A 22,062-nucleotide genomic window follows, 5' to 3' on the forward strand; every position below is an offset into this window, starting at 1 on the left:
ATGAGCCGATGGCGCTCGAGACGATCGACCTGATTATCATCGCAGGCTACGCGCTCGCCCTGCTGGGCATCGCGCTGGCAGTGTCGCGCGAGCCCAAGGGGCGCAACAAGAATACCGAGGATTACTTCCTCGCCGGGCGCGCGCTGCCGTGGTGGGCGATCGGCGCATCGCTGATCGCGTCGAACATCTCCGCCGAACAGATCATCGGCCAGTCGGGCCAGGGCTATGCGGTGGGGATCGCGATCGCAGCCTACGAATGGCAGGCCGCGCTGGTCCTGATCATCGTCGCCAAGTTCTTCCTGCCGATCTTCCTCAAGCGCCGCATCTACACGATGCCTCAGTTCCTCGCGCAGCGCTATGGCGAGGGGGTCAAGACGCTGATGAGCCTGTTCTGGGTCGCGCTGTACACGGCGGTCAACCTGACCACCGTGCTGTGGCTGGGCGGGCTCGCGATCTCTTCGCTAACCGACTGGAGCGTGTTCGGCGCGATGGCCGCGCTGGCGGGCTTCGCCGCGCTCTATTCGCTCTACGGCGGGCTGAAGGCGGTGGCGCTGACCGACATCATCCAGGTGGTGATCCTGATTATCGGCGGGCTCGCCATCACCTGGATCGCGCTCGACGCGCTCGATGGCGCGGATGGTGCGATGGCAGGCCTGGCGCTGCTGATGCGCGAGATGCCGGGGCATTTCGAGATGATCCTCGCCCGCGACAACCCCGCCTATGGCGACCTGCCGGGGATCTGGACGCTGCTGGGCGGGCTGTGGGTGCTCCACTTCAGCTATTGGGGCTTCAACCAGTACATCATCCAGCGCGCACTGGGCGCGGAGAGCCTGGGCGAAGCGCAGAAAGGCCTCGCCTTTGCCGCCTTCCTCAAGCTGCTGACGCCGTTCATCGTGGTCATTCCCGGCATCGCGGCGGTGATGCTGGCGCAGCAGGGCACGATCGACGGGGCGGCGATCGCGGCGCAGAGCGACCGCACCTATGGAGAGCTGATGGCCTTCGCACCCGCAGGCCTGCGCGGCCTGGTGTTCGCCGCGCTGATCGCGGCGGTGGTCTCCAGCCTTGCCTCGATGATGAACTCCATCTCGACCATCTTCACGATGGACCTCTACCGCGCATGGAGACCCGACCGGGCCGAGACACATTACGTCACCGTGGGCCGCATCGCCGCCTTTGCCGCGATGGGCATCGCGCTGGTGCTCGCCCGCCCCTTCATCGGCGGCTTTGCCAGCGGGTTTCAGACGGTGCAGGAATATACCGGCTTCATCGCGCCCGGCGTGGTGGTCGTGTTCCTGCTCGGCTTCTTCGACCGGCGGAGCAATGCGGCGGGGGCCTACACCGCGCTGATCGGGTCGCTCGGCGTCAATGTGGTGCTGAAGTTCGCCGCACCAGACGTGCCCTTCATCATCCGCATCTGGATCGTGTTCGTGATCGCGCTGGTCGCCGCCGCGGTCGTTTCGCGCGTCACGGGTCGTCCCGAGGAGGAGCGGACGGTGCGGATGGGCGACATCGCCTTCGCCACCAGCCCGCTGTTCAACACCCTCAGCGTGGCAGTGATCGCGATCCTCGCGGGCCTGTACGTCTGGCTTTGGTGAGGGTTGGTGGACCCTGCTGGGCTCGAACCAGCGACCTCGATATTAAAAGTATCTTGCTCTACCAACTGAGCTAAGGGTCCGACCGGGTGCGCTCACTAGGCAGGGCGCGCGGGCGGGTCAAGCGGGCGTGAAGCTGTCGCAAAGAAAGCCCGGTGACAGGATCGTGCCAGCCGGGCGCAATCGCGCATGCCGGGCCGAGTACGAAGCTGCGTCGCGCAAAGGCCGGGTGCGGGATGGTCAGGTCATCGCCAAGCCACGCCCCGCCCGACCACAGGACGATATCGCAATCGAGCACGCGGTCGCCCCAGGCCTGCCCGCGCCGTCTGCCAAACCCGCGTTCGAGCCGCTTGAGCTCGCCCAGCAGTTCCGGCGGGGTGAGATCGCTCTCCAGCGCGGCCACCGCATTGGCGAAGCGCCGCCGCGCGGGGCCTATAGCTGCGCTGGCGATCACCGGGCTGCGCCGGGTTACCGTGCCGAGCGCGCTCAGCTCCTCCATTGCCGCACGCACGACCTCATGCGGGCGGCCATGCTCGCCATGGCGCCGGTTGCTGCCCAGCGCGATCAGATAGGTCTCGCTCAGCTTAGACGTCCTCGGCCAGGCGACCGTACAGCTCGGGCCGACGGTCGCGGAAGAAGCCCATCCCCGCGCGGTGCTTGGCCGCGGTATCGAGGTCGAGCGTGGCGACCAGCACGCCGTCTTCCTCGCGCCCGAATTCGACCAGCTTGTCGCCCCATTCGTTGGTGATGAAGGAGTGGCCGTAGAAGGTCTGGCCGTCCTCGGTGCCGATCCGGTTGGCGGCGATCACCGGCATGCAGTTCGACACCGAGTGCCCCTGCATCGCGCGCTGCCACATGCGGCTGGTATCGAAGCTGGCGTCGTAGGGCTCGGAACCGATCGCGGTGGGGTAGAACAGCAGTTCGGCCCCCATCAGCGCCATCGCGCGCGCGGTTTCGGGATACCACTGGTCCCAGCATACGCCGACGCCGATCTTCGTTGAGCCTCCATCTTTCAGGGGAACGTCCCACACCTTGAACCCGGTATTGCCGGGGCGGAAGTAGTACTTCTCTTCGTAGCCCGGCCCATCGGGGATATGGCTCTTGCGATAGACGCCCATGATTTCGCCTTGCGCGTCGATCATCGCGAGAGTGTTGTAATGGTGCGGGCCGTCCTTCTCGAAGAAGCTCGTCGGGATCGCCACGCCCAGCTTCTTCGCCAGCTTAGCCATCGCGCGCACGTTGGGATGCTCGGCGGTCGGGGCGGCGCGGGCGAACAGGGCCTCGTCCTCGTGCTTGCAGAAGTACGGGCCATCGAACAGCTCGGGCGGCAGGATCACCTGCGCGCCGCGAGACGCCGCTTCCTCGACCAGCGAGGAGACCGCCTCGATATTCTGTTGCTCGTCCTGGGCTCCAAGCTCCAGCTGGAGCGCGGCTACGGTGATTTCTCGCATCGCCGCCGGTTACTTTGGCACCAGCGCGAAGTCCACCTGCACGGAAACGCGGCTGGTCGTCTGGCCGGGCTGGATCACCCCGCCCGCCTGTTCCTCGGGCATGGCCTGCGTGCGGACCATCGGGGCAACGGGAGGAGGCGGAGGCGGCGCCCCGGGAATGTAGCGGTTGCCCTGCGCCCCGCCGCTGTCGCGGATGGTGAGCACCCGGGAGATCTTCATGTCGGCGGCATCGGCATAGGCCTGCGCGCGTGCCTTGGCGGCCTTGAACGCCTCGCCATAGGCGGTGTTGGCCGCCCTCTCGCTGTCGGAGATGCGCAGGTCCGGGCCGGAGAACACGTTGGCGCCCGCTTCGGTCGCCGCGGTCACCGCGTCGCCTGCCTTGTCGATCTGGCGCACGGTCACCGCGACGATGTTGTTCGCCTGGTACTGTCCCTTGCGGTCGCCGTACTGGATCCGCTGGATGCCGACGGTGCGCGTCTGGATGTCCTCCGCCGGAACGCCCGCCTCCTTCAGCGCGGCGACCACCTTGGCGATGTCCTCCGCGTTGGCATCGCTCGCCGCCTTGCCGGTGCGCCCGAAATTCTCGACCCCGACCTGGAAGAACGCCTCGTCGGGCCGGACTTCGGATTCGCCCGTCGCACTCACCGACAGCAGCGTTTCGTCATGATCGACCCCGCGCGGGTCATAGGCCGGTTGCTGGCACGCGGCGAGCGCGAGCGGCGAGGCAAGCAGGGGCAGGTGCTTCAAATCCATGGCAAATCCTCAATGAGACCATGTCTCAACACCTGCCGCCGCCCGCCTGAACCGCGTCTGACAGGGCTCAGCGCTTCCTGAACAGCAGCGTCATCCGGTCGCTTTCGCCCGTCTCCGCTGCCCCGGCGACATCGCCGCTATTGCTCGGCGGGAGGGTCCACACGCCGCCTTCCCAGTTGGCCGGGTCGGCCGGATTGGCGTTAATGTCGCTCATCCCCACCAGTTCGAACCCGTGCGCCTCGACCAGCGCGATCACGTCGTCCTGCCGCAGGTAGCCCTTGGAGCCATTGGTGTAGTCGCCCGGCGCATCCGCCTTCGCGCGGTGCTGCACGATGCCGAGCATCCCGTCGTCCTTCAGCATCGAACGAATGCGGGTCAGCTCGGTATATAGCACGCCCGAGCGCAGCAGGTTGTGCATCTCGCGGAAGATGAGCGCGCGATCGACCTGGCCCTTCATCGCTTCGGGCATGTCCTGCGAGGCGTAGATGCTGACCGGCGCGCCGCTGAGGTTCCAGCCGCCATAGGTTTCCTCGAACTTGCCCGGCAGGCCGCCGAAATACTCGCCGAAACGCTCCGCATCCGCCGCGGCGGGATCGGGGGTGAGGCCGACATAGCGCCCCTCGCTGCCCAGATAGGGCACCAGAATGCGCGTGTACCAGCCGCCTGCGGGCATGTAGTCGACCACGGTCATCCCCGGCTTCACCCCGAAGAAGTCGAGCGTTTCGAACGGGTGGCGCCACTGGTCGCGCTGCGAATCCTCGCCCCGCACATCGGAGGCGACTGCCGCTTTGAGCGCGGGATGGTGGGCATGGCTTTCGCCCATCATCGCTTCGCCATGATGATCGGCGAGCGCAGGCGTGGCGACGGCGAACGCGGCAAGTGCGAGCAGGCTGGTGAAACGGCGCATCAGATATTCTCCCCGGGGTTATGTGTGGCCCGTATTCTAGGGCCACGAGGAGCCAAGGCAAGCAGAGCCGCCGCGCGAGCATGGCAATCGCGCGCAGGCTTCCTACCTCCCCTGCAAAGGAGAATACTACAATGGCAGAAACGGCAATTTTCGGAGGCGGATGCTTCTGGTGCACCGAGGCGGTGATGAAGGACGTGATCGGCGTCGAGAGCGTCGAGAGCGGCTATATCGGGGGCGACGTGGCGGACCCGACCTACAAGCAGGTGTGCACCGGCACCACCGGCCATGCCGAGGCGGTGAAGGTGACATACGATGCCGACACGATCAGCTATGCCGAACTGCTCGACATGTTTCTTGGCACGCACGATCCGACCCAGCTCAACCGGCAGGGCAACGACGTGGGCACGCAGTACCGCAGCGCGATCTTCCCGCTCGACGCGAAGCAGCAGGAAGAAGCCGAAGCCGCGATCGGTCGCTGGAACGCCGCCAATGGCGCGATGGCAGTGACCACGATCGAAGGCATGTCCGACGGCGAGCAGACCGCGACCTGGTATTCGGCCGAGGGCTATCATCAGGACTATTGGGACGGCGAAGGCCAGCGCAATCCCTATTGCCAGGCGACCATTCCGCCCAAGCTGATGAAGCTGCGCAAGAGCTTCCAGAAATACGTCAAGGACGACGCCTGATCCCTCGTTCGACACGCATGCCCTGACACACCTGACACACAGTCCAAGGGCTTGAAAACCACCGCCGGTCCGGGCGCCATGAAAGGCAGCCCGGGCCGGCGTTTTCGTATCCTGGCGCATGGCGAGAGGATGGCATGCGCGGGCGGCTGTAGGACAGCGCCGAAACGACAGATTTGCCCTCCGGGGTTGCACCTCGCGGCTTTGGCCCCACGTTGGTGCGCATCGAATATTCCCGTGGCCGCGCAATCGCTCGCAGCCCCAACCCTCAGTCAGAGAGGAAATAGCTTATGCCTACCGCAAAGAACGGCGACACCGTCGCGATCGATTTCGTTGTGAAGACCGAAGCCGGCCAGGTCGTCGGCAACACCGAGGAAAGCGGCCCGCAGGTCGTCACGCTCGGCAAGCAGGAAATCTTCCCCGCGATCGAAGCCGCGCTCGATGGCATGGAAGTCGGCTCGGTCCAGCAGGTCAAGATCGACAGCGACAACGCCTTCGGCCCGCGCCGCGAGGAGCTGGTGATCGACGTGCCGCGCGAAAACCTGCCCGCAGAGCCCGAACCGCAGCCGGGCATGCAGCTTTCCGCGCAGGGCCAGGACGGCCAGCCGATCCAGCTCGTCATCACCGAAGTGCACGACAACTCGGTCAAGGCCGACGGCAACCACCCGCTGGCAGGCGAAGACCTGACCTTCGGCGTGACGCTGGTCGAGATCAAGGAAGCCGCGTAACTCGCGCGCGCCTTGTGACGGGCCGCAGTTCGATGCGGCCTGAGGACTGACGAACTCCGTCCGATCCGGGCGGAATTTCGGATATGAGAAGCGGCCTCGGGCGAAAGCCCAGAGGCCGTTTTTCTTTGGGGGTCGGCAACTTCCGATCCCATTGCGGGCATAGCATGAACGCAGCTAAAAGATCCCCATGTCTACGCCCATGTCGATGATAGTTCTGGTCGCAACCACGCTGTTTTTTTGGCTAACAGCACGCACACTCTATCGAGAGATCAAGACCGGCGTTCCGCACCTGTTCTTCTCGCCGCACCCAACTTTTCGAAACCGGCCGGGGAACCGCAAGCAGCCATACCTTTGGTTCACGGTAGCATTCCGTATTGTCGGAACACTTGGGCTGGCGCTGATGGTATTCACGGCAGTTCTGTTTCTGCTCGAATCCTTAAACTTGATTTATTGAAGGCATGGAGAGCGGTCCACCCTCCGCTTTCCACCCCTCAGCAGTGACTTCTCTTCCGCGGACCAGCGCATCGGGACAGCCGCACCATGCTCCTCCACCTTCAGGGGGAGATTGAGTGGGGGTGTGCCAAAAGCCGGTGGCGCAGAACCCCCACCCCCAGCCCCTCCCCCATGGGAGGGGAGAAGAAGGGCTAACTGTTGCGCCACCGAGCGATGAAGAACCCGTCGAGGCCGCCGTGTTCGGGCAGCATTCCGGGGTCGGTGCGCAAAGTGCCGTGCGCGGTGGGGGACAGGCTTGCGGGCAGTTCCTCCGCACTGATCGGCTCACGCGGGAGCCAGACTTTCTCCGCCTGTTCCTCCCCTTCCTCGCTCTCGAGCGAGCACACCGCATAGACCAGCGCGCCGCCGGGGGTGAGCCAGCCGCTCGCCCGCTCAATCAGGCGCGCCTGTACCTCGGCCATCTGCTCGATCTGGCGAGGGCCGATGCGGTGGAGCACGTCGGGGTGGCGGCGCGCGGTCCCCGTGGCGGTGCACGGCGCGTCGATCAGGATCGCGTCGAAGGGCGCTTCCGGCTCCCACTTGAAGGCATCGGCGGCGATCACCTCTGCCTCAAGCCCGGTACGCTTGAGGTTTTCCTCCAGCAGCTTCAATCGTTTGGCCGAGATGTCGAGCGCGGTCACCTGCCAGCCCTGTGCCGCCAGTTGCAGCGTCTTGCCGCCAGGCGCGGCGCACAGGTCGAGCGCGCGCCTGCCCTGCCCGTCGCCCAGCAAGCGCGCAGGGAGCGAGGCAGCGAGGTCCTGGACCCACCACGCACCTTCTTCATATCCTTCGAGCCCGTGCACCGCCTGCCCGCGCGAGAGGCGCAGGTGGCCCGGCATCAGGCTGTCCGCGCCCAGCTTCACCGCCCATTCGGCGGTGTGCGAGGGATCGCGCAGCGTCAGGTCGAGCGGCGGCGGTTCGGCGAGGCCCGCGGCGATGTCTCCCGCACGCTCGCCCCACCTTTCGGCCACCGCTTCGGGCAGAGTCGGGGCAGCGGGCAGTGCGACCCCGCGCTTGGTCAGGGCACCGAACACGCCATGCGCGAGCCGCTTGGGCCCGCCCGAAAGCAGCGGCAGCGCGGTCGCGATTACCGCGTGGGGCGGCGTATCAAGACGCAGCCATTGCGCCAGCCTCAGCCGCCGCACGGTGCGCGGCTTTGCATACTCTGGCAGAACCTCGCGCGTCGCGCTGTCGATCAGCGCATCGAAATCGGCCAGCCAGCGCAGGGTTTCCGCCGCGATCGCGCGGGCGAGCCCCGCGTCCGAGGCGGGCAGGCCGCGCAGGGCCGCAGTCTCGTTCTGCTCCAGCGTCTCGCCCCGGCGCAGCACGCCGTCGAGCAGGCGCAGCGCCGCGCGCCGGGCAGGCAGGCCGGGAATATCGTTGCTGGAGTCAGCCATGCTTGAAACCGGGGGCGAACAGGATCATTTCTCTCATATGAAACGCGCTACCGAACGCCCCGAAGACTTCAAGAAGCCTGCGCACTGGAAAGACGATCCCGCGCCCACGCCCGAACCCATCGACGCCAGCGTGGAGGACCCCAAGGGCCTCAGCCCCACGCGCTACGGCGACTGGGTGAAGGACGGAATCGCGATCGATTTCTGACCATAATCCTCCCCGCTTTGCGCAGCCAAACGGGGAGGTGGCAGTCGCCGCAGGCGGCTGACGGAGGGGCAATCGATCAGCTCCCCTCCACCCCGACACCTGCGGTGTCGCGGTCCCCCTACCCATTTGTGCTTCGCGAAAACGGAGAGGATTCGTTCAGATCCGCACCAGCCTGATCTGCAGCCCGTCCTTGGGCTGCGGGATCGGCCAGGCCTGCCAGTCGGGCGCATAATCTTCCGCCACTTCGATCCGGTAGCGGGTCAGCATGTGCGCCATCAGGATCTTGATCTGCATATAGGCGAAATGCAGCCCCAGGCACATGTGTGCGCCGCCGCCGAAGGGCACCCACGCATATTTGTGCCGCGCCTTCTCCGCCTCGCGGGTGAAGCGCATGGGGTCGAACTTGTCGGGCGAATCCCAGATTTCCGGGTCGTTGTGAACGAAGGTCGGGTTCACGCCCACGGGAGTGCCCGCGGGGATGTGATACCCCCCGAACTCGAACGCCTCCAGCGCCCGGCGCGGGATCGAGGGGACCGGCGGGATCATCCGCAGCGCTTCCTTGAACGCCATCTCGGTCAGTTCGGCCTTCGCCAGTTCCTCATACCCCAGCGCACGCCCTTCCCCTCCGGTGATCGCGCGCAGTTCCTCGCGCAGCTTGTCCTGCCACTCGGGGTTCTTGGCGAGGTAATAAACCAGCGATGTCGCGGACGAGGTGATCGTGTCGTGCGCGGCCATCATCAGGAAGTTCATGTGATCGACCACCTCGTCGACCGGCAGCAATTCGCCATTATCGCGGGTCGCGGTGGCGAACTGACTGAACATGTCCTGCCCGCCGCCTTCCGCGCGGCGGCGCTGCGTTTCCTTGGTGAAATATTCGACCAGAAAAGCACGACCATCGGTGCCGCGCTTCATCTTGGTGAACGGCAGCGCCTGGCGGATCGGCGCGACCGAGGCCTGGACCATGTCGACGAAGGCCTGGTTCACCTTGTCCGCTTCGGCGCCGAAGGGAATGCCGATGAAGCTGTCCGCCGCGAGGTCCAGCGTCAGCTGCTTGATCGCGGGGTAGAAGCGCATCGGACCTGCGCCCCATTCCTCCATCCGCTCGGAAATCCCGCGGTTGAGGCTGCCGACGTAATGGCGCATCGGCTCGGGCTTGAAGGCGATCGACAGCGCCTTGCGGTCGGCCCGGTGATGGTCGAAATCCATCAGCATCAGCCCGCGCGGGAACAGCTTGTCGAGAATCGGGCCCCAGCCCTGTTCGCTGGAGAAGATCTTGTTGCGGTCGAACAGCACCAGCTCGTTCGCGTCCGCGCCGACCAGCGCCACGACCGTGCCGCCGAACGCGTTGTTGCGATAGACGCGGCCGTATTTCTCGACCATCGACTTGGTAAACCCGACCGGATCGGCCAGCATCTTCAAGGTGTTGCCGACGACCGGCAGGCCCTGTTCGCCGGGAATATGCGACAGGTCGGCCTTGGTCGGGTTGGCGTCCTTCCAGTGCTGCGGACGGACGTTTGCGGGCTGGTGAGCTGCGAGCGTTGCCATGGGGTGTCCTCTCCTTATTAACCCCAATGTAAATTAGCTCGCGCGGCAAATCCAGTCGTCAGATCCACCCGGCCAGTTCGCGCCGCAACAGCGCCTCGAGCATGGAAAGCCCGGCATCCGATGTATTGAGGCAGGAAAGCGCGGCGAATTGTTCGCCCCCCGCTTCGACGAACTGCTCATGCCCTTCGATGGCCAGCTCTTCGAGCGTTTCCAGACAATCGGCGGAGAAGCCGGGCGCGACCACCGCGATTCGCTTCGTGCCGCTGCGTGCTTCCTCTTCCAGCACCGCGTCCGTCGCCGGTTCGAGCCACTTGGCCCGGCCGAAGCGTGACTGGAAGCTGGTGCGGAAACGCAGGCCGCGGCCTGACATCTTCGCTTCGAGCAGGCGCGCGGTCTTGTGGCAGTGGCAGTGGTACGGGTCGCCCAGCGTCAGCGTGCGCGCGGGCATTCCGTGGAAGCTGAGCAGCAGCAGTTCGGGCACGAAGTCCAGCGCATCCAGCTGGCGGCCGATATCCGCGGCCAGCGCGTCGATATAGAGCGGCTCGTCATGGTAGGGCGGCAGGGTGCGCAGGCTCGGCTGCCAGCGCTGTTCGCGCAGCCAGTCGCCCGCCTTGTCGACCACCGTGGCGGTCGTCGCGGCGCAGTATTGCGGGTACATCGGCGCGAGCAGGATGCGGTCGCACCCGGCATCCTGCAAGGCGGCAAGCCGGTCGGGGATCGACGGCGCGCCGTAGCGCATCGCCCAGTCGACCATCACGCGCCCGTCGCCGCCCAGCGCGCCCTGCATCGCGACCGCCTGCCCCTTGGTGATCGCGGCGAGCGGGGAGCCATCCTCGCTCCACACCTTGCGGTAGGCTTCCGCCGATTTCTGGGGCCGGGTGTTGAGGATGATACCGCGCAGGATCGGTTGCCAGACCAGCGCCGGAATCTCGATCACGCGCTTGTCGGACAGGAATTCCGCCAGATAGGTCCGCACATCGGCGGTGGTCGGCGCGACGGGGGTGCCAAGGTTGACCAGCAGCACGCCGATCTTGCCCGAGCGTACGGTGGGGTGCCCATCGGGGAGTTGCTGATCCTGCCAGGTCATCCGCACCGCCAAGGGCAAGCGAGCGCATTCGTCAAGGTGGCAGTGTTCCCGATGGCCCGTCTCACGATGCCCCGCCCCCCGATGGCTGCGCCGATGCGAGATCGAGCGGAAGGCTGCGGAACCGCTGCCCGGTGGCGGAGGAAAGCGCGTTGGCGATGGCCGGCGCGGCGATCACCGTGCCCAGCTCGCCGGGATCGAACGGCGGATCGTCGCTGGCGACGAATTCGACCGCAATCTGCGGGCTGTCCGCCAGCGTGGGCAGGTTGAGCCCGGCAAGGCGGCTGGTGGTGGGCAGTCCGCCATGGAACCCTATCGCCGATCCGACCGCGAGCGAGAGGCCGTAGATCAGCCCGCCCTCGATCTGCTGGCGCGCCAGATCGAGATTGACGATCCGCCCGATATCGACCGCCGCGCTCAGCCGCGTGACGCGCACACCGCCCTCGCCCGCGCGCGCCTCGGCAACGCAGGCGATCCGCCCGGTGCGCGTGCCCAGCGTCATCTTGTGGCAGGCGAGCCCCTGCCCGCTGGCGACTTCGCCGCCGTTCCATTCGGCCAGCCGGGCGGCGCGTTGCAGCACCTCGACCATCTTCAGGTCCGGCCCCAGCATCGCCACGCGGTAAGACAGTTTCTCGCGCCCCAGCGCCTCGGCCAGTTCGTCGATGAAGCTCTCGGTGAAGAACGCGGTCAGCGCATCGCCGCCGCCGCGCATCCGCGCCACCGGCAGGCCGATCGAGACCGGCACGTGATCGACCGCAAGATTGGGGATTTCATAGTCCGGCACCGCGCCCGACAGCGCCAGCGGGTCCGCCTGCCCCGCCGTTTCCTCTCGCGCGGCGATGGTGGTGCGGTTGTCGAACAGGCGCGCGCCCTGTTCGCGCATGAAGGGCGGGATCGCGATTGTGGTCTTGAGCGCGATGATGCTGCCGTCACGGCCCAGCCGCGCGGATATCTCGGCCGCAGCTGGCGCGCGTGGCGGGCTGCCGATCATCTCCTGCCAGCGCGACCAGACCAGCTGCACCGGGCGGTCGAGCTCGCGCGCGATCACCGCCGCCTGGATCGCGTGAGTGTGGTCGAGCCGTGCATCGAAGCTGCCGCCTGCCGCCATCGGCACCAGCACGACATCTTCCACTCCGATACCGACCGCGCGCGCCGCCGCGACCCGCGCGCGCTCGGGCGCCTGGCTGGCGATCCACAGCGTCAGCTTGCCGTCCTTGAGCCATGCGGTCGCGCTCGCGGTTTCGATCGGCGCGTGCACGGCGGGGGCGACGTCGTAGCGGCGCGTGACGGTCGGCTTGCCGTCGACCACCTCGCTAGCCCCGATCAGCGCGATCCGCTGCGCGGGCCCTTTGGCAAGCCCCTGCGACAGCGCGTTGGCGATGGTGTCGCTGTCCGCAGGGTCGGCCAGCGCGAAGATCGGCTTCATCGCCGCCAGTGCGCGCTCCGCCGCCCACCATGTCTCCCCTGCTGCGGCGAGCCAGCGGTTGGCTTTGACGATACCCAGCAGCCCGCGCATGTTCGCCGCCGCCTTGCGGTCGAAGCTCTTGAGCCGCGCCTTGGCGAGCGGGCCCTGCCGGATCGCGACGAAGGCCATGCCGGGCAGGCGGATATCGCCCGCGAACAGGAAGGTGCCGTCGACCTTGGCGGGCAGGTCCAGCCGGGGGAACGCCGTGTCGCCGCCCGTCCCCGCCCCGGTCGGTGCCTCGGCGGGCTCTTCGCTCAGCAGCGGAGCGACCGACGGCGGGTCGCGCCGCGACGCACCCTCGGCAAGATCGGCGAAGCGAAGGCGGCGATTGCCCGCGATCACGAAGCCTTCTGTCGCGCGGCACTGCTCGGGCGCAATGTCCCACCGCGCCGCCGCTTCGGCGATCAGCATCGCCCGCGCGGTCGCCGCGGCCTCGCGCACGGGGATTTCGTAGGAGGCGAGCGTGGTGCCCGCGGCGGTGGCGGTGAAGCGCGTGCGCTCTGCAAAGCGGCGCGCGAGCAGCGAGTCGGGATCGCTAGCGAGGTCGGCTCCGCCCGCCATCCATAGCGGTGCCCAGTGGCTGGCGAGCGCAAGGTTCGGATAGGCACCTGCAGGCGGCGCAGGCTCGACCGCGATCTGCCGCCAGTCCGCGCCCAGCTCCATCGCGGCGAGCTGCGGGATCAGCGTGGTGACGCCCTGCCCCATCTCGCATTGCGGCACGGCGACCGTGATCACGCCGTCCGTGGCGATCTTGATCCAGGCATTGAACCCGGCCTCGCCCTCGCCAGGTTTGAGCGGCGCGTCGAATCGCTGGGGCAGCAGCAGGTAGGCGACCACCAGCCCGCCACCGGCGGCCGCGCCCGCGAGCACGCCGCGCCGGGAGACGTGAAAGCCGCGCCGGGCCGGAGCATCCCGGCGCAGCACGGTCATGCCTTCGCGAGTCCCTCGGCCACCGCGATCTGCCGCGCGATGGCGTGGAACGCCTGCGCTTCGGGCGTATCGCCCAGCGCGACCGGATCGCCCGCATCGCTCGATTCGCGCACCGAGTGGCTGAGCGGAATGCGCCCGAGGAACGGCAGGTCGAGACGGCCCGCAGCGCGTTCCACCCCGCCCGAACCGAACGGATCGCTCGCCTCGCCGCAATGGGGGCAGACATAGCCGGCCATGTTCTCGACCAGGCCGAGGATCGGCACCTCGCCCTGATCGAACAGCGAGCCCGCGCGCGCCGCGTCCGCCAGCGCGAGATCCTGCGGCGTGGAGACGATCACCGCGCCATCGGGCTTGAACTTCTGGAGCATGGTGATCTGCACATCGCCGGTGCCCGGCGGCAGGTCGACCAGCAGCAGCTCGGTATCGCCCCAGTTGGCTTCGAACAATTGCGCCAGCGCGCGCCCCGCCATCGGCCCGCGCCACGCCAGTGCGCGGCCCTTGGCGACCAGATGCCCCATAGAGAGCATGGGAATATCCGCCACGCCGCGCACGGGTTGCAGCGTCTCGCCTTCCGCCTCGGGCTTCAGATCCTCGCTCTTGAGCAGGATCGGTTGCGAGGGGCCGTAGATATCGGCGTCGATCACGCCGACCTTCACACCTGCACGCTTCAGCGCGACCGCGAGATTGGCGGTCACGGTCGATTTGCCGACCCCGCCCTTGCCCGATCCGATCGCGATGATCCGGCGGCGCACGCGCTCACCCATGAAGGCGATCGCGGGTGCGGGATCGCCCCCGCCGGGGGCAAGCGCGCTGTGCAGCTGCGCCTCCATCCGCTCTCGCGCGGGGGCATCCAGCCCCTCGCCATCCACCACCAGCGTCCATCGATCCTCGCGCTGCCGCGCCGAGATGATCCGCGGGGCCAGCTCGGCGGGTAGCGCCTTTCTGACCGTCTCGAGTTCTGTCTGTCCGTTGCTCGTCACGCGCCCGTCATTAACAGCAAAAATGCGCGGGCAACCCCTGTTTTTCGTGAAACTTGGTTCCTATACAGGATGGCATGAAAATCTTGGACGGGTTTCACTCGCGAATCGCGCTGGCGATGGCTGGCAAAAATCCCTGGGGCAGTTCTTCCGGCGGCGACGACGACGGTGGCGACCGCTCCGGCGCTTCCGGCGATGGCGATGGCTCGGATGGCAAGCCTTCCGAGGACCGGCCAAAGGGCCCGCGCAATCCGTGGCTGCCGCAGGGCGGCCGCGATGGAGAGCGGCGCTCTGCCTCGATCGAGGATATCTTCAAGAACCGCGGCCCCGAAGGCCCACGCCGTCGCCCCGGCGGCCCGGGTGGCCCCGGCGGCCCCAATTTCCGCATGCCCGAGCGGCCCGGCGGCAAGAGCTGGGTGCCGGTGATCGTCGCGGTCGTGGTGCTGATCTGGATCGGCGTGACCAGCACGCACCTCATCGGCCCGCAGCAAAAGGCGGTGGTCCAGACCTTCGGCGCCTACACCCGCACACTCGATTCCGGGCTCAAGTTCACCGCGCCCTTCCCCATCGAAACGGTCGATGTCGTCGATGTCGAAGGGGTTCGCGCGGTGCAGATCCCGGGCAGCCAGGCACGCGCCAAGCTGATCCTGACCGGCGACCAGAACCTGGTCGACCTCAGCTATATCGTGCGCTGGAACATCAAGAATCTGGAACAGTTCAAGTTCCGCCTCGCCGAACCGGAAGAGACCGTCAACGAAGTGGCCGAGGCCGCGATGCGCGCGACGGTCGCGGAGAAGACCCTCGACGAGACGTTCTCCGGCCAGGGCCGTGCGGAAATCGAACTGGCGGTGCGCGAGCGGATGCAGCGCGTGCTCGACCGCTATCGCGCGGGGATCAACGTGCTCGGCGTCGAAATCGACAAGGCCGACCCGCCCAGCGAAGTGGTCGATGCCTTCCGCGACGTGTCGGTCGCTGAACAGAACGCCGACGCGGCGCGCAACCAGGCGCGCGGCTATGCCCAGCAGGTGATCGCCAATGCGCAGGGTGAGGCCGAGGCGTTCGACAAGGTCTACGAGGAATACCGCCTCGCCCCCGAAGTCACCCGCCGCCGGCTCTATTACGAAACCATGGAGCGCGTGCTGAGCCAGACCGACAAAACCATTGTCGAAACGGACAATGTGACGCCCTATCTGCCGCTGCCCGAGGTCAACCGCCGCCGGTCGACCACGGTGACGCCCGCGCAGCCGGCCCAGCCTTCCACCAATTCCAACGCCAGCGGGAGCCAGTGATCATGAGCAACCTGTGGCAAAGATATAGTAGCCTGCTGGTCCTCGCCGGCGTCGGGCTGGTGGCGCTGATGCTGAGCATCTACATCGTCCCCGAAGGCGAGCAGGCGGTCGTCCTGCGCACCGGTGAGCCGGTCGGCACGGTCAACACGATCAACGGCACCAAGGGCGCGGGGCTCTATCTGCGCATTCCGTTCGTCGACACGGTCCGCCGCGTGGACAAGCGCGTGCTCGACCTCGAAATGACCGACGAGGAAGTGCTCTCGCAGGATCAGCAGCGCCTGCTGGTCAACGCCTATGCCCGGTTCCGGATCGTCAATCCGGTCCGCATGGTCGAACGTGCGGGCACCACCGAAGGGGTGCGCACCGCGCTGGAGCCGATCCTCAACTCGGTCCTGCGACAAGAGCTTGGCCGCCGCACCTTCCAGGCCATGCTGACCGCAGAGCGCGGCAGCGCGCTGGCCGTGGTCCGCACCAATCTGGACCGGCAGGCCCGCCAGTACGGAGCGGAAGTGATCGATGTGCAGATCAAGCGCACCGACCTGCCCGACGGCGCGCCGCTGCAATCGGCGTTCCAGCGGATGGAAACCGACCGCGAGCGCGAGGCGCGCACGATCCGCGCACAGGGCAGCCGCGATGCGCGGATCATCCGCGCCGAAGCCGACGCCCAGGCCGCGCGCATCTACGCCGATGCGTTCGGCAAGGACGCCGACTTCTACGATTTCTACCGCGCCATGCAGAGCTATGATGCGACCTTCGCGGCGACCGACGAGAACGGTCAGCCCAAGAGCGAGAGCAACATCATCCTCTCGCCCGACAACGAATATCTGCGGCAGTTCCGCGGACGCCGTTGACCGTTCGTCGAACAGCCCGGCGTCCGCAGCGCGCGATGCCGGGCTGTTCAAACGTGATTAAGCGCCCACCCGTTTGAGTGCTGCGGGGGATCGAGACCGGCCCCCCATGCGTATCAGCCAAGGGGTGAGGCCGTTGAGTAGAAAAAGGAACCAGAAGGACGTGAGACCCGTGCGATATGCTTATGGCCTGACTTCGGCGCTGCTGATCGGCGGCGCGACCATCTCTCTCGTGACCGGCCAGCCGGCCGGCGCGCAAGTTGCCCAGAATGCGGACCCCCAAATCCAGACGGCGGTCCCGCGTGCGGGCGCCCCGGCGAGCTTCGCCGACCTGACCGAACAGCTTGCCCCGGCGGTGGTCAACATCTCCACCCGCCAGCGGGTCGAGGTGCAAAGCTCCAACCCGTTCGCGGGCACCCCGTTCGAAGGCATGTTCGGCGATCGTGGCGGCGGCCAGCCGACCACCCGCGAAGGCCAGTCGCTCGGCTCGGGCTTCATCGTTTCCGCCGATGGCTACGTGGTGACCAACAATCACGTCGTCACCCCGCAGGGCAACGGCACGGTCGAAGAGATCACCGTGACCATGCCCGACGGCACCGAGTACGAGGCGAAACTGGTCGGCAAGGATGCCGAGTCCGATCTCGCGGTGCTCAAGATCGACCGCCGCGAACCCTTCCCCTTCGTCAAGTTCGGCGATTCGGAGAAGGCGCGCGCGGGTGACTGGGTGGTCGCGATCGGCAACCCCTTCGGCCTCGGCGGCACGGTGACCAGCGGGATCATCTCCTCGGTCCTGCGCACCGCGGGTGCTGGTGCCTACGACCGCTACATCCAGACCGACGCGGCGATCAATCGCGGCAACTCTGGCGGCCCGCTGTTCGACATGCAGGGCAACGTGATCGGCATCAACAACGCAATCCTCTCGCCCTCGGGCGGCAGCGTGGGCGTGGGCTTTGCCATTCCGGCAGACACCGCCGCGCCGATCGTGGAGCGGCTGCGCAAGGGCGAAACCATCGAACGCGGCTATCTGGGCGTCAGCATCGGCCCGGTGACGGAAGATTTCGCCGCCGCGCTCGGCCTGCCGCGCAACCGCGGCGAAGTGGTCCAGTCGGTGGTCGATGGCGAGGCGGCAGCGCGCTCTGGCATCGAAGCGGGCGACGTCGTTATCTCGGTCAATGGCCGCGATGTGACGCCGGACCAGACGCTTTCGTTCCTGGTCGCCAATATCAAGCCGGGCACGACCGTCCCCGTCGAACTGATCCGCGACGGCAAGCGGCGCAAGCTGAACGTCAAGGTCGGCACGCGGCCGAGCGCGGAAGAGCTCGCCCAGTCGCAGATGTTCGGCAACGACAACGAAGAAGACGAGATGACCGCGCCGCTCGATCAGGGCGAATTCCTGGCCGAGAAGCTGGGCCTTGGCGTCGTGCCGATCAATCCGACGATCGCGCGCCAGCTGGGCGTCTCTGCGGATACGCAGGGGCTGGCCGTGGCGGCGGTCAACCAGAACTCGGATGCCGCACGCAAGGGCATCCAGCGCCGCGACATCATCCTGTCGGCCAACTACCAGCCGGTCACCACCGCCGAGCAGCTCGAAGCGATCGTGCGCGCTGCCGAGGCGGATGGACGCCCCTCGGTCGTGCTGCGCATCCAGCGCGTGCGTGGCCCGTCCGGCTATATCGGCGTGCGGATCCAGTAAGGGTCCGCCACCGACGCCCCCCTTGTGGGAGCCTGACAACAAAAAAGCCCCGGAGGAGCAATCCTCCGGGGCTTTTGCTTTGCCGTGGTGGCGTGCCCGGCACGCACGCCAAGCTGGTGAGCGCGCCTAGTATATCTGCTGGCGCTGCTGCGGCGGCTCGTTGCGCTCGGGCTGCGGGCGCGGCTGCGGCGGCGGCTGCTGTGCGGGGGGCTGCTGCCGATTGCCCTGCCCGCCCTGGTTGTTGCCACCGATCGCGCGGTCGAGGAAATCGTCGTCGATCGCCTGCGGTTCGCCATCGGCACCCTCACCCGGTTGCCGGGGGCGCTCGGTCGCGCCCTCGCTCGCCGGGCCTTCCTCGCTGGGGCGGCGGCCCGGCTCGATCAGGTTGCCCTGCTCGTCGATGAAGTAATAATCTTCCGGATCGCCGTAGTAGAATTCCTCGTCCGGCTCGACCTGCCATTCGGGCAGATCGGTATCGGTGTCGAAGGGTTCGACCGGGCGATCCTTGACTGCAAAGCGCATGAAGGCGGCAAAGGCCTTCGCCGGTGCCGCCCCGCCGGAGAGGCCCGCGACCGCCTTGTTATCGTCGCGCCCCATCCACACGCCGGTGGTCAGGCCGGACGAGAAGCCGACGAAATAGCCATCCTTGTTGGAGCTGGTCGTGCCGGTCTTGCCTGCGACCGGGCGGCCGATCTGCGCCGCGCGACCAGTGCCGGTCTGCACCGCCGCCTGCAGCAGGTCGGTCATCTGGCTGGCGACATAGTCGGGCACCAGCCGCACCTGTTGCGGCGGCTCGCGCTCATACAGCGTCTGCCCGTCGGCGGTGGTCACCTTGGCGATGCCATAGGGCTGCACGGCCATCCCGCCATCCGCGACCGAGGCGAAAGCGCGCGTCATGTCGAGCAGGCGGACTTCGGACGTGCCCAGCACCATCGAGGGGTAGGTGGAGATATCCGAGCCGATGCCGAACCGGCGGGCCATCGAGGCAACCGTGCCGAAGCCGACCTCGTTGCCCAGCTGCGCCGCGATCGTGTTGACCGAATAGGCGAAGCCCTGCCGCAGGGTCATCTCGCCCGCGTAGCGGCCGTTGTAGTTCTTGGGGCTCCAACCATCGATGGTAATCGGCGCGTCAACCACGGTGTCGTCCGCGCGGTAGCCGGATTCGAGCGCGGCGAGATAGACGAACAGCTTCCACGCCGATCCCGGCTGCCGCTGGGCCACGGTCGCGCGGTTGAAATTGCTGGTCACATAATCCGTGCCGCCGACCAGTGCGCGGATCGCGCCGTCGCGGTCCATCGATACCAGCGCGCCCTGCGTGCCCTTAGGGGCGTTGGCCTTGACCGCGGCGGTGGCGGCGCGCTGCATCCCGGTGTCGAGCGTGGTCCACACCTCGATCGGCTCCATCGTGTTGGGCAGCAGCAGGTCGAGCTGCGGCAGCGCCCAGTCGGTGAAATAGCGGACCGAGTTCTGGCCGACATCCTTCTTCAGCTTCACCGCAGAGGGATCGACCGATGCCTGCGCGGCGGTGATCCGGCCCTGTTCGCGCATCAGCCGCAACACGACCTGCGCACGCGCCACGGCGGCGTCGACGTCAGCGGTGGGGGAATAGCGGCTGGGCGCCTTGACCAGCCCGGCGATGATCGCCGCCTCGGCGGTCGAAAGCTCGGTCGCGGGGTGGCTGAAGAACTTGCGGCTGGCGGAATCGATGCCGTAGGCGCCGCCGCCGAAATAGACCTTGTTGAGGTACAGCTCGAGGATCTGCTCCTTGCTGAACTTCGCCTCCAGCGCGAGCGCGAGCACCCCCTCGCGCAGCTTGCGGTCGAGCGTGCGGTTGGAATTGAGGAAGACGTTGCGCGCCAGCTGCTGGGTGATCGTGGAGGTCGCAGCGATCCGCCCGTCCCCGGTGAGCGCGACATACAGCGCACGGGCAAGGCCGATCGGATCGACCCCCGGATGCGAATAGTAGCGGCGATCCTCCACCGCGACCATCGCCTGCTTCATCTCGTCGGGAATCTCGTCGCTGTCGAGCCATTCGCCATAGCTCGGCCCGAGTTCGAAAATCTCGCTGCCGTCGGCCGCGCGCACGACGATGGTCTGCGCGTTCTGCGCCGCCTTGAGCTCCTGGTAAGAGGGCAGCGAACGGGCCGCAAAGGCGACTGCGAGCAGCAGGAAAATCACCGCCAGCGTGGCAAGGCCTGCGCCCCACATCAGCGTGAGGCGCAGCCAGCGGGGCGTCTTTTCCCACGTCTGCGCGCCGGGAAAGCGTCGCCCCGCTCCGCGTGCGGTTGTATTCCTCGCCATTCAGGGTCGTCCCAGCCTACGGCGCGTCGTCATGCGCGCCCGTGAATTTCGCCGCTATGCATAGGCGAAGCTCAATGGCGAATGAACGACATTTTTTTGCCGCAATTAACCACTCAGCTCCCGACCGGGGGATCGCCTGCCGCCTCGAACTCGAGCGCGGCGGAATTGATGCAATAGCGCAGTCCCGTGGGCTTTGGCCCATCGGGGAATACATGGCCCAAGTGCCCGTCGCACTTGGCGCACATCACCTCGGTCCGGGTCATCCCGTGCGAGGTATCCTGCTCGGTCTCGACCGCACCGTCATCCGCCGGGGCGTAGAAGCTGGGCCAGCCCGAACCGCTGTCGTATTTCTCGTCGCTGCGGAAGACCAGCGAGCCGCAGCCCGCACAGTAATATTCGCCCTCGTCCTTCAGCTTGTCGTAGGCGCCGGTGAAGGCGCGCTCCGTCCCGCCTTCGCGCAGGACCTGGAACTGTTCGGGGGTCAGGCGTTCGCGCCATTCGGCTTCGGTCAGATCGAGCTTGTCGGACATATCGGGAAATCTCCTTTTGCCGGACCAACGCCTGCGCGGCGCGCGGGTTTCGTATCAGTCGTCGAGCTGGGCGTAGTGCGCCGATGGCTGGATCACGTCCATCTTGTCCGCCAGCAGCGGGCCGAAGCTCGGGCGGCTCTTGAACGCGGCGTACCAGTCGCGCGTCGGCTCGTGGTCCTTCCAGTCGATCCCGCCCAGATAGTCCGCCACGGAAAGCTGCGCGGCAGCGGTAATGTCCGCCAGGCTCATCTGCGGCCCGGCGAGCCATGCCCGATGGTCAAGCAGCCAGTCGAGATAGTCGAGATGCGCGTGGGCCAGCTTCATCGCTTCACGGATGATCCGCGAATCGGGCGGCTCGCGCAGCACCAGCCGCTTCTTCATCCGCTCGTGCAGCATGGGCATGGTCACATCGCCGAACAGGTTTTCCTCGAACAGCGCGACCAGCCGGCGGATTTCGGCGCGGTTGAGCGCGGAGCCGTTGATCATCGGCGCCTTGTCGACCGTCTCTTCGAAATATTCGCAGATCGCGGTCGAATCGCTCAGCACAATCCCTTTCTCGGTTTCCTCCACCACGGGCACGCGGCCCGCATGGTTCATATCGAAAAAGTCATCGGCCGCCTTCCACGGGTCAAGCCGCTGGAGTGCGAAGGGCACGCCCTTTTCGCGCAGCAGGATGCGTACCTTGCGGCTGAACGGGCACAGGGGGAATTGGTGGATGGTCCACATGGCCGATGCAGATGGGCCATGTGGGGCGGCAAATCCAGATGCTGAAACGAAACTTTGCGCAGCGGCAGTTCAGCCCGCCGCGCTAAAGCCCCGACGCGTCGAGCAGCATCAGGCAGGCGGGCATGATCTCGTCGAGCGAGCCCTCTGCAAGGATCACTCCGGCCTGCGCGCGCAACCGTGCCTCCACCGCATCGCGGGTCATCCCGGTCTCGTCCATCAGCCTTGCGCCGGTGCGCACGAAGAACTCGCGCCCCCGCTCCCCCACCGGCGGGTAGACCAGCGCGGCCTCGTCGCCTTGCCGCTGGCGCTCCGCGATCAGCGCGAAGGCAGCGGAGCAGCGGATCGCGCCCTGCTGGTCCGCCGGCAGCGGCGACAGCGCATCGGCGGCAGGCGCATCCTGCGGTGCCGGCGGCGCAGCAGCCTGGGTCGCGAAAAAAACGAGAGCAAGGAACTTGGCGATCATGGC

The 22,062-nt window shown here is 67.0% G+C and carries 21 protein-coding genes and 1 tRNA gene; 8 read left to right on the forward strand and 14 right to left on the reverse strand.

Features of this window, described 5'->3' with window-relative positions; genetic code table 11:
- Positions 1-8 precede the first annotated feature (8 nt).
- Entirely contained in the window at positions 9-1,595 is a 1,587-nt protein-coding gene (locus KYN89_RS11965; RefSeq protein ID WP_222825269.1) for a sodium:solute symporter family transporter, read from the forward strand.
- 4 nt (positions 1,596-1,599) lie between these two features.
- Here the strand turns inward: KYN89_RS11965 and KYN89_RS11970 are convergent.
- From KYN89_RS11970 to KYN89_RS11990, 5 genes are all read right to left on the reverse strand, one after another.
- Positions 1,600-1,675, reverse strand: a tRNA-Lys gene (locus KYN89_RS11970).
- Complete coding sequence (gene folK / locus KYN89_RS11975) at positions 1,666-2,151, reverse strand: 2-amino-4-hydroxy-6-hydroxymethyldihydropteridine diphosphokinase (protein ID WP_248285268.1); 486 nt, start codon at positions 2,149-2,151, stop codon at positions 1,666-1,668. The genes KYN89_RS11970 and folK overlap by 10 nt, the downstream gene beginning before the upstream one ends.
- Positions 2,152-2,176: 25 nt before the next feature.
- Positions 2,177-3,043, reverse strand: coding sequence for an N-carbamoylputrescine amidase (aguB, locus tag KYN89_RS11980; RefSeq protein ID WP_222825270.1), 867 nt, complete (start codon positions 3,041-3,043; stop codon positions 2,177-2,179).
- A gap of 9 nt (positions 3,044-3,052) precedes the next feature.
- Complete coding sequence (locus KYN89_RS11985; protein ID WP_222825271.1) at positions 3,053-3,796, reverse strand: SIMPL domain-containing protein; 744 nt, start codon at positions 3,794-3,796, stop codon at positions 3,053-3,055.
- Positions 3,797-3,863: 67 nt separating this feature from the next.
- Positions 3,864-4,703, reverse strand: coding sequence for a class I SAM-dependent methyltransferase (locus KYN89_RS11990; RefSeq protein ID WP_222825272.1), 840 nt, complete (start codon positions 4,701-4,703; stop codon positions 3,864-3,866).
- 131 nt (positions 4,704-4,834) lie between these two features.
- On the opposite strand from KYN89_RS11990, the gene msrA reads away from it, so the two are divergent.
- From msrA to KYN89_RS12005, 3 genes are all read left to right on the forward strand, one after another.
- Positions 4,835-5,389 carry a peptide-methionine (S)-S-oxide reductase MsrA gene (gene msrA / locus KYN89_RS11995; RefSeq protein WP_222825273.1) on the forward strand — a complete coding sequence of 185 codons (555 nt, stop codon included), beginning with the start codon at positions 4,835-4,837 and terminating at the stop codon, positions 5,387-5,389.
- Between the two features lie 287 nt (positions 5,390-5,676).
- Positions 5,677-6,114, forward strand: a complete 438-nt coding sequence (locus KYN89_RS12000; protein ID WP_222825274.1) for an FKBP-type peptidyl-prolyl cis-trans isomerase — start codon at positions 5,677-5,679, stop codon at positions 6,112-6,114.
- A 187-nt stretch (positions 6,115-6,301) separates the two neighbouring features.
- A complete protein-coding gene (locus KYN89_RS12005; protein WP_222825275.1) occupies positions 6,302-6,568 on the forward strand; it encodes a hypothetical protein in 267 nt (88 codons plus the stop codon).
- A gap of 190 nt (positions 6,569-6,758) precedes the next feature.
- On the opposite strand, the gene KYN89_RS12010 is transcribed toward KYN89_RS12005, so the two are convergent.
- A complete protein-coding gene (locus tag KYN89_RS12010; protein WP_222825276.1) occupies positions 6,759-8,003 on the reverse strand; it encodes an RsmB/NOP family class I SAM-dependent RNA methyltransferase in 1,245 nt (414 codons plus the stop codon).
- Between KYN89_RS12010 and KYN89_RS12015 the strand changes: the two genes are divergently transcribed.
- Positions 8,002-8,208 (forward strand): DUF1674 domain-containing protein, encoded by a 207-nt coding sequence (locus KYN89_RS12015; protein WP_222825277.1) that lies wholly within the window; start codon positions 8,002-8,004, stop codon positions 8,206-8,208. The two genes, KYN89_RS12010 and KYN89_RS12015, sit on opposite strands and share 2 nt — an antisense overlap.
- Positions 8,209-8,364: 156 nt before the next feature.
- Here KYN89_RS12015 and KYN89_RS12020 read toward each other — a convergent pair whose 3' ends face one another.
- The 4 genes from KYN89_RS12020 to KYN89_RS12035 form a co-directional block, all read right to left on the reverse strand.
- Positions 8,365-9,753, reverse strand: coding sequence for a cytochrome P450 (locus KYN89_RS12020; RefSeq protein ID WP_222825278.1), 1,389 nt, complete (start codon positions 9,751-9,753; stop codon positions 8,365-8,367).
- Between the two features lie 58 nt (positions 9,754-9,811).
- Entirely contained in the window at positions 9,812-10,840 is a 1,029-nt protein-coding gene (gene hemH / locus KYN89_RS12025) for a ferrochelatase (RefSeq protein WP_222825279.1), read from the reverse strand.
- A gap of 61 nt (positions 10,841-10,901) precedes the next feature.
- Positions 10,902-13,232, reverse strand: coding sequence for a xanthine dehydrogenase family protein molybdopterin-binding subunit (locus KYN89_RS12030; protein WP_222825280.1), 2,331 nt, complete (start codon positions 13,230-13,232; stop codon positions 10,902-10,904).
- A complete protein-coding gene (locus KYN89_RS12035) occupies positions 13,229-14,212 on the reverse strand; it encodes an Mrp/NBP35 family ATP-binding protein (protein WP_222825281.1) in 984 nt (327 codons plus the stop codon). Before KYN89_RS12035 ends, KYN89_RS12030 begins: the two co-directional genes overlap by 4 nt.
- A 74-nt stretch (positions 14,213-14,286) precedes the next feature.
- On the opposite strand from KYN89_RS12035, the gene hflK reads away from it, so the two are divergent.
- The 3 genes from hflK to KYN89_RS12050 all read left to right on the forward strand — a co-directional run bounded on the left by hflK (position 14,287) and on the right by KYN89_RS12050 (position 18,039).
- Positions 14,287-15,498: a protease modulator HflK gene (gene hflK, locus KYN89_RS12040; RefSeq protein ID WP_222825282.1), complete on the forward strand. Its 1,212-nt coding sequence runs from the start codon at positions 14,287-14,289 to the stop codon at positions 15,496-15,498.
- Positions 15,499-15,500: 2 nt separating this feature from the next.
- Entirely contained in the window at positions 15,501-16,349 is an 849-nt protein-coding gene (hflC, locus tag KYN89_RS12045; RefSeq protein WP_222825283.1) for a protease modulator HflC, read from the forward strand.
- A 169-nt stretch (positions 16,350-16,518) separates the two neighbouring features.
- Complete coding sequence (locus KYN89_RS12050; protein ID WP_222825284.1) at positions 16,519-18,039, forward strand: Do family serine endopeptidase; 1,521 nt, start codon at positions 16,519-16,521, stop codon at positions 18,037-18,039.
- Between the two features lie 126 nt (positions 18,040-18,165).
- On the opposite strand, the gene KYN89_RS12055 is transcribed toward KYN89_RS12050, so the two are convergent.
- From KYN89_RS12055 to KYN89_RS12070, 4 genes are all read right to left on the reverse strand, one after another.
- Positions 18,166-20,340 carry a transglycosylase domain-containing protein gene (locus KYN89_RS12055; RefSeq protein ID WP_222825285.1) on the reverse strand — a complete coding sequence of 725 codons (2,175 nt, stop codon included), beginning with the start codon at positions 20,338-20,340 and terminating at the stop codon, positions 18,166-18,168.
- A 113-nt stretch (positions 20,341-20,453) separates the two neighbouring features.
- Positions 20,454-20,870, reverse strand: a complete 417-nt coding sequence (gene msrB, locus KYN89_RS12060; RefSeq protein ID WP_010236007.1) for a peptide-methionine (R)-S-oxide reductase MsrB — start codon at positions 20,868-20,870, stop codon at positions 20,454-20,456.
- Between the two features lie 54 nt (positions 20,871-20,924).
- Positions 20,925-21,596: a glutathione S-transferase family protein gene (locus KYN89_RS12065; protein WP_010236009.1), complete on the reverse strand. Its 672-nt coding sequence runs from the start codon at positions 21,594-21,596 to the stop codon at positions 20,925-20,927.
- Between the two features lie 82 nt (positions 21,597-21,678).
- Positions 21,679-22,059 (reverse strand): hypothetical protein, encoded by a 381-nt coding sequence (locus tag KYN89_RS12070; protein ID WP_222825286.1) that lies wholly within the window; start codon positions 22,057-22,059, stop codon positions 21,679-21,681.
- Between the last annotated feature and the right edge of the window lie 3 nt (positions 22,060-22,062).

The sequence above is a fragment of the Alteriqipengyuania abyssalis genome (assembly GCF_019857185.1).
In the GTDB taxonomy this organism is placed as follows: Bacteria; Pseudomonadota; Alphaproteobacteria; order Sphingomonadales; family Sphingomonadaceae; genus Alteriqipengyuania; species Alteriqipengyuania abyssalis.